Origin of the sequence: Natronolimnohabitans innermongolicus JCM 12255 (assembly GCF_000337215.1) — an archaeon.
Taxonomy (GTDB): Archaea; Halobacteriota; Halobacteria; order Halobacteriales; family Natrialbaceae; genus Natronolimnohabitans; species Natronolimnohabitans innermongolicus.
This window is the reverse complement of record NZ_AOHZ01000020.1, coordinates 1-12,711: the sequence shown is the minus strand read 5'-3', so window position 1 is coordinate 12,711 and position 12,711 is coordinate 1. Positions and strand designations below refer to the sequence as shown.

Annotated in this window: 16 protein-coding genes; 10 read left to right on the top strand and 6 right to left on the bottom strand. The window is 65.8% G+C overall.

The features are described from left to right. Window positions 1–30: 30 nt before the first annotated feature. From C493_RS04455 to C493_RS04445, 3 genes are read left to right on the top strand one after another with little or no spacing between them, the layout of a single operon-like run. Window positions 31–444 carry a DUF4212 domain-containing protein gene (locus C493_RS04455; RefSeq protein ID WP_007258214.1) on the top strand — a complete coding sequence of 138 codons (414 nt, stop codon included), beginning with the start codon at window positions 31–33 and terminating at the stop codon, window positions 442–444. Next, on the top strand, window positions 441–2,198 hold the full coding sequence (locus C493_RS04450) for a solute symporter family protein (RefSeq protein ID WP_007258213.1): 1,758 nt from the start codon (window positions 441–443) through the stop codon (window positions 2,196–2,198). Before C493_RS04455 ends, C493_RS04450 begins: the two co-directional genes overlap by 4 nt. Window positions 2,199–2,200: 2 nt before the next feature. Further along, a complete protein-coding gene (locus C493_RS04445; RefSeq protein ID WP_007258212.1) occupies window positions 2,201–2,659 on the top strand; it encodes a universal stress protein in 459 nt (152 codons plus the stop codon). Between the two features lie 117 nt (window positions 2,660–2,776). On the opposite strand, the gene C493_RS04440 is transcribed toward C493_RS04445, so the two are convergent. After that, entirely contained in the window at window positions 2,777–2,992 is a 216-nt protein-coding gene (locus tag C493_RS04440) for a hypothetical protein (RefSeq protein WP_049889127.1), read from the bottom strand. Between the two features lie 129 nt (window positions 2,993–3,121). Further along, complete coding sequence (locus tag C493_RS04435; RefSeq protein WP_007258210.1) at window positions 3,122–3,604, bottom strand: cupin domain-containing protein; 483 nt, start codon at window positions 3,602–3,604, stop codon at window positions 3,122–3,124. A gap of 150 nt (window positions 3,605–3,754) precedes the next feature. Here C493_RS04435 and C493_RS04430 point away from each other — a divergent pair, with 150 nt between their 5' ends. Together C493_RS04430 and C493_RS04425 are read left to right on the top strand one after the other, a co-directional pair. Continuing rightward, window positions 3,755–4,303: a tRNA (cytidine(56)-2'-O)-methyltransferase gene (locus tag C493_RS04430; RefSeq protein ID WP_007258209.1), complete on the top strand. Its 549-nt coding sequence runs from the start codon at window positions 3,755–3,757 to the stop codon at window positions 4,301–4,303. A gap of 146 nt (window positions 4,304–4,449) precedes the next feature. Next, window positions 4,450–5,214, top strand: coding sequence for a class I SAM-dependent methyltransferase (locus C493_RS04425; protein WP_007258208.1), 765 nt, complete (start codon window positions 4,450–4,452; stop codon window positions 5,212–5,214). A gap of 48 nt (window positions 5,215–5,262) precedes the next feature. Here C493_RS04425 and C493_RS04420 read toward each other — a convergent pair whose 3' ends face one another. Then, on the bottom strand, window positions 5,263–5,928 hold the full coding sequence (locus tag C493_RS04420; RefSeq protein WP_152421093.1) for a hypothetical protein: 666 nt from the start codon (window positions 5,926–5,928) through the stop codon (window positions 5,263–5,265). A gap of 80 nt (window positions 5,929–6,008) precedes the next feature. Further along, complete coding sequence (locus C493_RS04415) at window positions 6,009–6,713, bottom strand: hypothetical protein (RefSeq protein WP_007258206.1); 705 nt, start codon at window positions 6,711–6,713, stop codon at window positions 6,009–6,011. 153 nt (window positions 6,714–6,866) lie between these two features. Here C493_RS04415 and C493_RS04410 point away from each other — a divergent pair, with 153 nt between their 5' ends. Next, window positions 6,867–8,453, top strand: a complete 1,587-nt coding sequence (locus tag C493_RS04410) for a class I adenylate-forming enzyme family protein (protein ID WP_007258205.1) — start codon at window positions 6,867–6,869, stop codon at window positions 8,451–8,453. 88 nt (window positions 8,454–8,541) lie between these two features. After that, on the top strand, window positions 8,542–8,757 hold the full coding sequence (locus C493_RS04405) for a hypothetical protein (RefSeq protein ID WP_007258204.1): 216 nt from the start codon (window positions 8,542–8,544) through the stop codon (window positions 8,755–8,757). A gap of 138 nt (window positions 8,758–8,895) precedes the next feature. Here the strand turns inward: C493_RS04405 and C493_RS04400 are convergent, their stop codons facing one another. Then, window positions 8,896–9,912 (bottom strand): MBL fold metallo-hydrolase, encoded by a 1,017-nt coding sequence (locus tag C493_RS04400; RefSeq protein ID WP_007258203.1) that lies wholly within the window; start codon window positions 9,910–9,912, stop codon window positions 8,896–8,898. A gap of 142 nt (window positions 9,913–10,054) precedes the next feature. Here C493_RS04400 and tfe point away from each other — a divergent pair, with 142 nt between their 5' ends. Genes tfe through C493_RS04385 form a run of 3 tightly spaced genes read left to right on the top strand, consistent with a single transcriptional unit; the run spans window position 10,055 to window position 12,040 of the window. Next, window positions 10,055–10,573: a transcription factor E gene (tfe, locus tag C493_RS04395; RefSeq protein WP_007258202.1), complete on the top strand. Its 519-nt coding sequence runs from the start codon at window positions 10,055–10,057 to the stop codon at window positions 10,571–10,573. Further along, window positions 10,573–11,265 carry a DUF2110 family protein gene (locus tag C493_RS04390; protein WP_007258201.1) on the top strand — a complete coding sequence of 231 codons (693 nt, stop codon included), beginning with the start codon at window positions 10,573–10,575 and terminating at the stop codon, window positions 11,263–11,265. The genes tfe and C493_RS04390 overlap by 1 nt, the downstream gene beginning before the upstream one ends. Before the next feature lies 1 nt (window position 11,266). Beyond that, window positions 11,267–12,040 carry a DUF5803 family protein gene (locus C493_RS04385; RefSeq protein WP_007258200.1) on the top strand — a complete coding sequence of 258 codons (774 nt, stop codon included), beginning with the start codon at window positions 11,267–11,269 and terminating at the stop codon, window positions 12,038–12,040. Between the two features lie 34 nt (window positions 12,041–12,074). Here C493_RS04385 and C493_RS04380 read toward each other — a convergent pair whose 3' ends face one another. Beyond that, a complete protein-coding gene (locus tag C493_RS04380) occupies window positions 12,075–12,539 on the bottom strand; it encodes a chemotaxis protein CheW (RefSeq protein WP_007258199.1) in 465 nt (154 codons plus the stop codon). Window positions 12,540–12,711 lie beyond the last annotated feature (172 nt).

Below are 12,711 nucleotides of genomic sequence, written 5' to 3'. Positions count from 1 at the left end.
CACGACAGTCACGAACACAGTCAACATCATATGTCAGACAATAACACTCAGGACTCGGAGCAGACCGTCGAGACGGACGGCGGTGTGGCGACGGAAGCGTACCTCGATAAGGAAATAAACATCTTCAAGCCGGCGACCCCGTTCATGCGGGATCACCTGCGGGTGATCTGGGTCTCGTTTATCGCGTGGATCGTCGTCGTCTTCGGGCCGACGACGGCGACGCTGCTCGCGCCCGATACGATGACCGGAATCACGGTGCTCGGCGGGTTCCCGCTGCACTTCTTCCTGGCGGCGATCTTCACGCCGCTTGCGGCGCTGTTGCTGTCGGTCGCCTACGCGATGCAACGCGACCGACTCGACAGCAAGTACGACATCTCCCACGATGTCGAGGAGGAGACGGAAACCGGCGGCGGCGTCGCCGCAGACGGGGGTGAGCACGAATGATAGAGGCCGTCGCGGCGATCGAACCGGTCGTGTTACAGGAGACCGCACTGGACGTCGGCGAGTTCAAGTTAGTTCCGGCGCTGACGGTGGTCACCATGCTGGCGCTGTTCCTCGGCGTCGGCTACTTCTTCCGCGTCGCCGCAGTCGACGAGCTGTGGGTCGCGGGCCGGTCGATCGGCTCGATCGAGAACGGGATGGCGATCGGCGCCAACTGGATGAGCGCCGCCTCCTACCTCGGCGTCGCCGCGCTGATCGCGACGCTCGGCTACTTCGGACTGGCGTACGTCGTCGGCTGGACGACGGGCTACTTCATCCTCCTGATCTTCATGGCGGCGCAGTTCCGCCGGTTCGGGAAGTACACGGCCCCAGACTTCGTCGGCGACCGATTCTACTCCGACTGGGCCCGGGGCATCGCCGCGTTCACCACGCTCGCGATCGCGTTCACCTACGCGATCGGGCAGGCGAGCGGAATGGGACTGATGGCCCAGTACATTTTCGGCATCTCCTACGAGGCCGGCGTCATCCTGCTGATGGCCGTCACCATCGGCTACGTCGCCCTCTCCGGGATGCTGGGAACGACCAAGAACATGGCCATCCAGTACATCATCCTCATCATCGCGTTCACGCTCGGCCTATACGCCACCGGCTGGACGCAAGGCTGGTCGACGGCCCTGCCGTACCTGGAGGCCGGTCCGCAGGTCGCCGAGGCAGCGAGCCTCGAGGCCCAGTTCGTCGAGCCGTTCGCGAACGCGGGCTACTACGCCTGGATCGCCCTGGCCTTTAGCCTGATCGTCGGGACCTGCGGCCTCCCGCACGTCCTCGTGCGGTTCTACACGGTCGACAACGAGCGGACCGCCCGCTGGTCGACCGTCTGGGGCCTGTTCTTCATCTGCCTGCTGTACTGGGGCACCGCGACGTACGCCGCGTTCGGCGGGCTCCTCTACGACAGCGAGGTTTCCGGCGGTGACGGCTTTACCGGGATGGCCGGACAGGAAGCCGACGCGCTCGTCGTGTTGACGACCCAGTTGGCCGAACTGCCAACGTGGCTCGTCGGACTGGTCGCTGCAGGTGCGGTCGCGGCGGCACTGGCGACCACCGCGGGCCTGTTCATCACCGCCTCCTCGGCGGCGGCCCACGACATCTACACGAACCTCTACAAGGAAGACGCCACGCAGCGCGAACAGCTGCTCGTCGGTCGAGCGACGATCGTCGGCATCGGTATCCTCGTCGCGCTGATCGGCCTCAACCCGCCGGCGCTGATCGGCGAACTCGTCGCGATGTCGTTCGCCATCGCCGGCTCCGTCTTCTTCCCGGTGTTCTTCCTGGGACTCTGGTGGGAGAACACGACTCGAGAGGGAGCGATCGCCGGCATGCTGATGGGCATCTTCCTCTCGTTCGGCGCGATCCTCAACGACACGGCGATCCCGATGTACACGGGCGTCGAAGAGGCCGTTATTCCCGGAGTGGCGACCTGGCTGCCGGGGACCTCCTCGGCGCTGATCGGCGTTCCGGTCGTCTTCGCGACGATCATCGTCGTCTCGGTCATTACCGACGAACCGCCCGAAGACGTCAAGCGCCTCGTTCGGCAGTGTCACAGCCCCGAACCGATGAGCCAGATGCAATCCGCAGAGGACGTCGCCACCGACGGCGGACAGGACGACGTGGCAACTGACGGCGGCGTCGACGTCGACAGTGTCGACGCGGCGGCGGACGACGATTCCACCGCGACTGACGAACCCACGGAGGACGACTAACCATGTACGACACGATACTCGTACCCACGGACGGCAGCGAGGTTGCAGAGAACGCGGTCGCCCACGCGATCGACGTCGCAGAAAAGTACGACGCCGACGTCCACGCACTGTACGTCATCGACACCAGTGCGATGGACATCAGCCTCGGCACCGAACAGGTCGATCGCATCAGACAGGGGCAGTACGACGAGATGCCCGAAATTCAGGAGCAGGCCAATCGGGCGACCGGCTCCGTCGCTGATCGCGGCCGCGAACGCGGCCTCGAGGTCACCGAGGCGGTCGTCGCCGGACAACCCCACGACCGAATCGCCGGCTACGCCGAGGACCACGACGTCGACCTCATCGTGATGGGGTCGGCCGGCCGCGGCGGCGTCCGACGCGTCCTGCTCGGGAGCGTCGCCGAGCGAACGCTCCGGACGACGGACATTCCCGTCCTCGTGGTCGACGTTCGCGAGGAGTAGCCGCGTTCGGCGGTTCGAACCACTCCACTCACCTCCTGTGTTGCGGTTTCACGTTTTGCGCGCCGGGCTCGAGTCGAGAGCGACAGTTCTCCGACGGGGCGACTGACCGATACGTGACTACCGGTCCTGGTCGACCAGCTCGAGGCTCGCGAAGAAGACGAAATAGGCGACGATCCCCAGCAACATGAACATGTAGTAGGCCCAGTCGGGCCCCTCGAGCACCCGAAAGAGCAGATCGACGAACGTCACCCAGGCGATCGCGAAGACGAGGTCGACGAGCAGTCCCCACCGTTCCTCGCGGGCCTGTTGCAGCCACTCGTGGGGACTCGTCATCGACACCTCACCCGGCTCGAGTCGCTCCGATCGGTCGTCATACGTGAGTCTTTCGCAGGGTGTCGAAAAAGCTTATCGACACTCGAGGTTCGAGGCTCGAGGCTCGAGGCTCGATCGCAGTCGCTGCCGTCACTCGTCCCAGTACTCGGTTTCGGCGTCGCCGTCGTAGTAGCCCTCGAACGACCGCTCTTCGCGTCCACCCGGCGGCGAGCCGACGTAGACGCCGAATGTCTCCATCTCGGGATAGATCGTGATATCGGGCTCGTTCATCGTCGAGAACAGCAGGTATCTGAGCGGCTCGTCGCCGTCGTTGACGATTCGGTGTCCGCCGCGCTCGTCGGCCGGAAACGCGGCGTACGTCCCCGAAACGAGGGACTTCTCGCCGTCGGCGGCGACGAGTAGTCCCTCGCCCGCCAGCACGTACAGCGCCTCCTCGTTCGCCGTGTGATAGTGGTACGGCCACGAGCGCTTCCCCGGCGGAAGTTCGTAGAGACTACAGCCGAGGTCGTCGGCGTCGACGGCGGTCGAGAGCTGTTTGCGCCGAAACGCGACGTCGTCGGGTTCGGGGTCGTACTCGGTCCACTCGAGGTCGGATTCGCCGACTGTTTCCATACGACGGTACCGACACCGGTCGGACGGATAAGATTTCGCGAGGATCCGACGACGACGAGAACGCCGCTCTCGGCGCGCCGACGAACCCGAGGTGACACGAATTCGACCCGAAAACGAAACCCCCTAACCGCCTCGAGGGCGAGTTCGGGCATGCACGACGAACCCGAGGTCGCCGTTCTCCGCCTTGGCCACCGACCGGGCCGCGACGAGCGGATGACGACCCACGTCGGCCTGACCGCGCGGGCGCTCGGCGCCGACCGCGTCTGGATTCCCGACAACGCCGGACAGTCACTCGAGACCGTCCGTGATATCACCGACCGCTTCGGCGGCCCCTTCACCGCGGAACTCACGGACTCGCCGAAAGGCATTATCCGCGACTGGGAGGGCCGGGTCGTCCACCTGACTATGTACGGCGAACGCGTTCAAGACGTCGAGGCCGAGGTCAAGCGCGCACACGGCGACGACGACGAACCGATTCTGATCGTCGTCGGCGCCGAGAAGGTTTCCTTCGACGTCTACGAAGAAGCAGACTGGAACGTCGGCGTCACCAACCAGCCCCACTCCGAGGTCGCCGGTCTGGCCGTCTTTCTCGATCGACTGTTCGAGGGGCGCGAACTCGAGCGCGAGTGGGACGACGCCGACCAGCGCGTAATTCCGATGGAGACGGGCAAGCGCGTCGAACCGGCCGACGAAGAGTGAGCGGTTCGCCCGCTCAGACGTAACCGAGACGTCCCCCTCCCCGAATCTGCCGGTCCGTAGCATTGTGCTACCGGGGTTATCTCTCCGCAATATCCTGCCAAAGGTACATATACGCTAGTAGTGGATGTCAGTACAATAGCAAGAGGATGAACGAAACAACGGTCAGCCACTACTTCGACGCGCAAGCCAACGCGTACTCCGTCGAGGTCGACATCGACGAGATGGAGACCGTCCCTCTCGTCGACGAGTGTATCGACGATCGCTGCACCGAGGGCGACCGACTCCTCGAAATCGGCTGTGGCAACGGACAGTTACTCGAGTACGTCCTCGAGTACACCGACGTCACCGACGCCGTCGGCATCGACGTCTCGACCGAGATGCTTCCCGACCCGCACGACGACGTTCGAGCCCAGTATCTCCACGCTTCGGCGACGGACCTTCCGCTTCCGTTCGAGCGCGAATCGTTCGACTTCGTCGTCCTGAGCGACGTCCTACACCACCTCGTCGGCCCCACTCGGTCGGAATCGAAGCGACGAGCACAGGCGGCGCTGGTCGAGGCGACGAACCTCCTTCGGCCGGACGGCTATCTGATCGTCAAAGAGATCTACTACGAGTCGCCGCTCGGCCCCGACTCGCTCACGTCGCACCTGATTTTCTTTGGGCTCAAACACGGTTCCCGACTCGTCTCGCGGATCGAGCGACAGGCGCTTCCCGGGCTGTTGGTGTCGTTTTATACGCGCGACGAACTGCTCGCGTTGCTCCGTCAGTCCGGGGCGAAACCGATCCGCTGGTCGCTCGAGTCCGGCCCAGACGGCTCGACGCTCCAGCACCTCCTCACCGGCGAATCGGGCTGTATCCGACTGTACGCTCGAAAAACGACGCGGGATGAACGCCGAACCGAACACCGGTGACCGGCCGTCGAATCGGCGTACTGCCCGCGTCCCCGTCGTCCCGTCGGTTCAACGGGCGGGAACGAGCACCGAAAACGGCCGACAGAGTCGTCGAACGGCGTCTCGAGCCAGCCCCGACGCACCCATCTTCGACTCGTCGACGGTGTAGCGGTCGTCGCTCACCCGTTCGATCGGACTCCCGCTATCGAGATCCGCGAGGACCCGCTCGACCGCGTCACTCGAGAGCGCCGCGCGGTCGGCGATCTGCGCCGGCGTCAGCGCGGTGGGCGACCCGCGGAGCGTCTCGACGATCACTTGCGCGTCGGACATGAACGCCATCCCCTCGCGGAACGAGCTGTCGGCCAGCGGATCCTCGGCCGACGTCGACGCCGAGCGTTCGATGCCGTGACGGCGGTCGTAGAGCGAATCGAGGACGAGCCAGAGTCCGACGGCCGCGACGATGGCGAGCGCCCACGAGGACTCGAGGACGGCGAGCGCGCCGGCGCCGACCGCGACGACGGTTCCGATGACGAGTCCCGAGGCGTACGCCGGCGCATCGGCCGTCGACAGGCCGGCACGGAGGAACGCGAGCGCGAGCAGCGCCGCCGGGATCGTCGCGAGGACCGTCCACGACGCGTCGAACAGGAGCGCGAGTCCGACGAGGGAGACCGCGAGCGCGAGCGGATTCTCGGGCTCGAGCTCCGAGCGGAGCGTCCGGAGGAACGACTGGTCCATCGTATTCTCGTCGATCCGATAGTACAAAACAATAGTGATCGGACTGATACGAGCGCGGTCCGCTCTGAGGGTTCTCGGCGCTATCGTCCGTCCGCGGACCGATCGACCGCCGGGCGGAACAGCCGGAACGGACGGAACAGTCGGCGGCCGACCGTCCGTACGATAGAGCGGACCGCCGCTCCGGTTCCGAGTTCGCTCTCGTCGAGCGCGTAACCGGTTCCGACTCGTTCGATCGGGCCGGAGTCGCCGTGCAACTCGAGTAGGCGCTCGAAATCATCCTCGCCGATGCCGGTCCGCGACCGGAGTTCCTCGCCGGTCAGCGGCCGGTCGGCAGCGCGGAGTTCCTCCAGTACCCACTGGTTGTAGCCGCCGTAGAGGTACACCTCGTTCGTCGAGACGTCGTCCGCCGCTTCGCGTCCGGCGTCGGTCTCGCTCGCGGCGCCGGCAGCACCGACTCGCCAGTCGTAGATGGCGTCGAGCCAGAACCAACAGCCCGCCACCACGAGCGCCGCGCTGAGCCAGCCGCTTCCGTCGCCCAGTTGTACGGCGCCGGCGGCGACGAACAGCGCGCCGAAGACGAACTTCGTGACGCGGGGGGCAATCTCGAGTCCGGCGGCCTCGGTGGCGGCCCGGAGCAGCGGCGAGAGGACGAAAAGTCCGACGAGGACGCCGAGCGCGGACCCCTCGAGACCGATCGCGTAGAGGACGGGGACGACGAGCGCCGCGCCGCCGAGGTCGCGGACGTCGACCTCGTCGCGGAATCGAGCGGCGAATCCCTGCGGCATTCGTCTAGCGTGATCGACACCGCTCGTCATAGTAGTATCGGCGGACCGAACGGTCCGATCCTCGAGACGCGCTCGAAGCCCGCGTCGTCGGCCGGTTCCAATAGAGCTGTCGCCAACGCGAAATTTTATACGTGATCCACGGTATCGTCCGCCATGGATCTGGAAGACGTCGATCAGAGCGCCCGGGAGGGCAACGTCGCGAAGCTGTTCGATCGTACGGCCGAACTTCACGGGGACGCACAGGCGATGGAACACCACGGCGAGCGCACGACCCACGCCGAACTGCGGGCCTGGACCGCCGAGTTCGCCGGCGGGCTCCACGACCTGGGCCTCGAGCCGGACGACCGCATGCTGTTGTTCATGCCGAACTCGCCGGCGTTTCTGGTCGCTTCGCTCGGCGCGTTTCGAGCCGGCGTCGTCATGTCGCCGGTCAACCCGCAGTACAAGCGCCGCGAGGTGGCCTACCAGCTCGAGGACACCGAAGCGACGGCCATCGTCACCCACCCGTCGCTGCGGCCCGTCGTCGATCAGGCCCTCGAGGAGACCGGCCGGGAGGTCGAGGTGATCGTCACCGAGAGCAAGTACATGGATCGCGACCCGGACGACCTGTTCTTCGAGGACGTCCGCGGCGAGCCGACGCTGGTCGAGCGGGCCGACGACGACGTCGCCTTGCTGCCGTACACCTCCGGCACGACGGGCAAGCCAAAGGGCGTCCAGCTCACCCACCGAAACACGCGAGCACAGCTCAACTGGCCCCTCGTGGCCTCGAACGTCGACGTCGAGCCCGAAGACGTCCGCAGCCTCATCTGGCTTCCGCTGTACCACATCACCGGTTTTACGCACACCGCCCTCCAGCCGCTCGCCGGCGGCGGCAGCTGTTACTTCCGCAGCGCCCTCGAGTGGGACGCCGAGGACTGTATGCAACTGATCGAGGAGGAGGGGATCACCCACTTCGTCGGCGTGACGACGATGTACGCCGATATGGTCGAAAGCGACGCGTTCGGCGACTACGACCTGACGAGCCTCGAGTCCGCCTCCGAGGGCGGCGCGAAGCTCTCGACTGCGGTCCAGGAACGGTTCGAGGAGACCGCGGGCGTCGATATCTCCGAGGGCTACGGGCTCACCGAGACCCACGGGGCGACGCACACGCAGTCGGGGTCCTCGTTCGGGCTGAAACACGGGACGATCGGCCAGCCGCTGCGGATGACCGACTGCAAGATCGTCGACGAGAGCGGCGACGAGGTCGAACCCGGCGAGGAGGGCGAACTCCTCGTTCGCGGCCCGCAGGTGATGACGGGCTATCACGGTATGCCCGAGGCGACCGAGGCGGCGTTCACCGACTGCGGCTACTTCCGAACCGGCGACGTGGCTCGGCGGGACGAGAACAACTACTACGAGATCGTCGACCGCAAAAAGCACATGATCAACACCGCGGGCTACAACGTCTACCCCAGCGAACTCGAGAATCTCCTGCTCGAACACGAAGCCGTCGCCGACGCCGCCGTCGTCGGGGTTCCCGACGAGCGACGAAACGAGGTGCCGAAGGCGTTCGTCGTCGCCTCGAGCGGCGTGGACGTCGGGTCGGACGTCACGAGCGAGGAACTCAAAGCCTACTGCCTCGAGCGCGTCGCCGAGTACAAACACCCCCGCGAGGTCGAGTTCATCGACGAGCTCCCGCGGACGACCAGCGGGAAGATCCAGAAGTACAAACTCGAGGATTTCGACGACGCCGAATCGTAACTCCGAAAGCCGAGCCCGGAACCCGGTACTGACGGGAGCGACGAATCCAAAGGGCTAGCTTTTCGGCGACTCCCGACGGAGCACCCGTATGGCTTCAGGTGCGACCCTGCCGGGGACGGCGATCGAGTGGTACATGTTCGGCGCGTTACTGGTCGTCGTCAACATCGTCGTCCTAGTGGTAACTGGCCACACGGTGTTCCAGGCGGTGGCGATGGGACTGTTCTACGGACTCGGCCTCGCAATGGTGTTGCTCTTCCTCGCGGTCGGGGTGACGGCGCTGCGCGAGAAGAACGCGTCGGACTGACGCGAGTCGACGGCCAGACCGCCAGTCGTCGTACTGTCGGCCAGCAGTCAGTGCACCGTCGGTCGCGAATTCGCGGTCGGCTCCGAGGCGACGACCGTAGTCGCGCGACCGATCGGCAGCTCGTGCTGTCCGGCAGTATCAGTCGGAAGCGTCGTGAGTCGCCGTCGCCGTCCGATAGTAGCGCACGCCCTCGTCGACGTCGGAGCGGACGCGCCCCCGCCTCTCGAGCGTTCCGAGCGCGCCGAAGGTGTCCATCACGGGCGCGGTGTAGCGAACGGTTCCGGCCCGCTCCTCGGCGATCTCGAGCGTCGTCGCGGGCTCGAGCGCGGCCAGCGCGTCGACGGTTTCCTCGAGCAGGGTGCCCAACCGATCCCGGGTCCGTCGGACGACGCGCTGGGGGTCTTCGAACGTCGGTCCGTGCCCGGGAAAGACGTGCGTCGCCGCCGTCTCTCCGAGGCGGTCCATGGCGTCGTAGTAGCGGTCGATCCCCTCGTCGGCGCCGCGGGCGATACCGACGTGGAAGGCGCCGGCGCGGAAGGGTTCGATGAGCGCGTCGCCGGCGAACAGCGCCGTCGTCCCCGCGAGTTCGGTTTCGAAGCTCAGGTGGTGGATCTGGTGGCCCGGCGTCTCGATGGCGGCGAACTCGCGGCCCCCGACGGAAACCGAAGATCCGGGTGTGATCGGTTCGGTCGCGTCCGGGTCGAGGAGTCGCCGATCGCGTCGGAACGAGTCGACTTCGGCGTCGACGACGTCCGCGTACTGCTCGCCGCGGTACCCCATCACCCGTGCGGTTTCCTCGACGTTCTCGCGAAACGCCTCGACCGGCGTTCGGAGTCGCTCGAGGGCCGGTCCGGACGCGTGGATCGTCGCGCCGGCTTCGCGGAGGGTAGCCGCCTGCCCGAGGTGGTCGCTGTGAGGGTGGGTGACGAGAACGTGTTCGATATCCGAGACGGAGATATCGAATCGCTCGAGTTCGTCCTCGAGCGTCGCCCTGGCGTCGTCGGTCGGTCGACCGGCGTCGACGAGAATCGGTTCGGGGCCGTCCAGCAGATACGCGGCGACGTGTTTCGGCGGCCACGGCACGTCGAACTCGAGGCGATGGAGGGTCGAGAAGGGACGAGCACCCCGAGTGCGGCCTCCGGTGTCGGTGTTCATCGTCCCGAGAACGGCCGGCCAGGAACGTGAATGTTACTGCCTATCGCAAGACGGCGCCGCGTCGAGAGCGGCTCCGCCGTCGCGTTCGGTGACCGAAGCAGGTTGATAAGACTTAATGGTACCATGCTATTAGACGTGGGTAATGGCTTTTGAGGACCTGCTCGAGGATCCAGTCATCCAGAAGTACTTACACGAGCTGGTCGGTCCCAAGGGGATGCCCGTCGCGGCGGCGCCGCCGGACGGGGAAGTGACCGACGAGGAGCTCGCCGAGGAGCTGGATCTCGAGTTAAACGACGTGCGACGCGCGCTGTTTATCCTGTACGAGAACGACCTGGCCAGTTACCGACGGCTGCGCGACGAGGACTCGGGCTGGCTCACCTACCTCTGGACGTTCGAGTACGACAACATCCCGGAGAACCTAGAAGAGGAGATGTACCGGCTCTACGACGCCTTAGAGGACCGCCGGGAGTACGAGCGCAACCACGAGTTCTACCTCTGTGAGATCTGTTCGATTCGGTTCGAGTTCGGCGAGGCAATGGACTTCGGCTTCGAGTGTCCCGAGTGTGGCTCGCCGCTGGAATCGATGGATAACGACCGACTGGTCAACGCGATGGACGACCGACTCGACGCGCTCGAGGACGAACTGAACCTAGAGGCCTGATGGTCGTACTCGCAACCAAACTCTACGTCGACGGCGACGCCCGCGAGCGAGCGCTCGACTCGCTTCGTTCGCTCGTCGCCAACGAGATCGGCGAGCTGGCGGTCGAGTTCGAGGTCGGCGTTCGCCACGACGACTTCCCGTCGGTCACGATCGACGGCGAGGACGCGACCGTCGCCCGAAACGTCCTCCGCGAGGAGTTCGGCGAAATCGTCCCCGATCTCGAGGCCGGCGAAACCTACCGCGGCACGCTCGAGTCGTGGGACGAGGACGGATTCGTCCTCGACGCCGGCCAGCCCGTGCGGATTCCGACCGACGAACTCGGACTCGGGCCGGGGTCGCCCGAGCAGATCCGGGAGCGCTACGGGCTGGTCCAGCACGTGCCGCTGCAGTTCGTCTGTGGCAGTGCGGACGCCGACGACGGGGACGACAACCCGTCGCGGCTCGCCGACGCCGAGCGCGACCGCCTCTACGACTGGTCGCGCGGCGACGGTCGGCTGAACGTCAACAGCGCGACCCGCGCGGAAGTGCGGGCGACGCTGAACCGCGCCGGTCACGCACAGGACTACGTCACCGTCGAACGGCTCGGGCTGTTAGAACAGAGCGTCGTCTGTACCGAAGACACCGACCCGCCGGGACTGCTCGCGAGCGTCGGCGAGTACCTGCCGGCGGAGCTGCGCTGTGTCGTACCCTGATATGAACCGACGACTCGTCCTTGCCGTACTCGCGGTCGGGTTGCTGGTCGGACTCGCCGGCTGTACGGGTTTCTTCGGCGGCATCGACGACGACACGCTCGACCAGGACGAAGAGTACGACGACCTGCGCGACAGCGACGCCGACGTCGCCATCGACCTCGAGGCGGGCAGCGTCATCAGCAGCGGCGAGTTCCGCGCCGTCTACGATCTGGACGATCAGGAGGAGCTGTCGCTGTACCGCTCGCACCTCTACGGCGATCGGGCGCTCGATATCAACAGCGTCCGCTACTGGTATCCGAACGGAACCGAACTGACGGGGTCGGAACTCGACGTCGATCAGGGCCAGTCGAGCACCGAGGTCAGGGTGCCGGACGGAAACGGCACGATCGCGTTCTCCGGCGGGGCTGATCGCAAGTCGTTCACCCTCCCGGCCTACGCCGACGGCTCCTACGAAGTCCACGTCCCCGACGGCCACCGCACGACGAACCTGCTGTTCGGCGACGTCAGCCCGGGCGGCTACGAGCGGGAACTCGTCGACGACCGCGAACGGATCTACTGGGACGACGTCGACAGCACCGTCTCCCTTCGGTACTACCACACGCGAGATCTGCCGCTGTTCGCCGGACTCGTCGGCGGCGTAATCGTGCTCGGCGGCGCCGGTGCCGCCTACTACTACCGGAAGATAAAGCGGCTCCAGGAACAGCGAGAAGAGCACGGACTCGATATCGACATCGACGACGACTCCGACGACGGTCCGCCACCCGGGATGCAGTGAGTCGTCTCGAGCGACGCGTTTTTCGATCGACTGATCAGCCGTGAATCGCCCGTTCGTCGAGCCAGACGACGGGGTCGCCGGCGATCTCGAGTCGACCCTTGACGTGTGCAATCCGGCTGCTCGTCGGCGTCGCCTCCAGATCGTCAGTTTGGACCGTCCGCGTGACGTCGACGTCGCCGACGAGCCAGCCGTAGTGGGTGCCGCCGTCGTCGGTCATCGTGAAGACGAGGAGCTTCGGATCCGCGACCCGCGAGGTCGTCCGCGCCGCACCGTTGAACGCCCGCGGAAGGTCGACGACGCGAACGCGGTCACCGGCGACCGAAACCGTGCCGGCGTTCCACGGATCTGCCGCCGTCGCGACGGACCGTTCGTCCGCGACGCCGAGAACCGAGGCGACGGCGTCGGCCCGAACGCAGTACCGTTCAGACTCCAGATCGAACGCGAGAACAGTAACCCGGTTGTCATCATCGTCTCGACCGTAATTTACCGCCGATACCATGCTGGTGTGAGATTCAATCAGGGAGGATTGACATCCACCTCCGCCTTCAGGCGGAGGAATCCCGAGGTTGGGATATTAGGGTTTTGAGTCTACCACCGCTGTCCGAGGTTGGAATCCTCGGGAGAGGTCATGAAGGTAGACTCCGGGCTGTGCCAACCAGCCGGTACTCCTA